Origin of the sequence: Corallococcus sp. AB049A (assembly GCF_003668885.1) — a bacterium.
In the GTDB taxonomy this organism is placed as follows: Bacteria; Myxococcota; Myxococcia; order Myxococcales; family Myxococcaceae; genus Corallococcus; species Corallococcus interemptor.
Map to the genome: position 1 here is coordinate 1 of NZ_RAWL01001364.1, position 401 is coordinate 401.

Annotated in this window: 1 protein-coding gene; it reads left to right on the forward strand. The window is 58.4% G+C overall.

From position 1 onward, the window contains the following. Positions 1-75: 75 nt before the first annotated feature. The coding region (locus D7X55_RS43150; protein WP_199747484.1) for a hypothetical protein at positions 76-401 on the forward strand (326 nt) is incomplete at its 3' end.

Consider the following 401-nt stretch of genomic DNA (forward strand, 5'->3'; position numbering starts at 1 on the left):
GCCGGGTAGTGTCCAAACTCCATCCTGTGCCGAACTTGCAGCCCTATGCCCCAGTTACCACTGCTTCGCCTCCCCTTGGCCCTTGGCCTGCTAACCGGTGCTCCGCTAGCGCTTTACGCCCAAACCGCGCCCGCCGATACGCTGCATAAGTACGAAAGCTCCTCCGGGGCCGTCAATCCCAATAAAAAACCGTTCTATAAAACCAAGCTCTTCAAAGCTACCGCCGTGCCGGCCGTGCTCATTGGCTACGGCATCAGCACCATCAACGGCAACGGTTTTTATAGCTCGTACGATGCCCAGCACGATTTGCAAAAAGCCTTCCCCGGGTTTCATACCCGCGTCGACGACTTTCTGCAGTTCGCGCCCTATCTGGAGTTGGGAGCCGCCGTACTGGCCGGCGT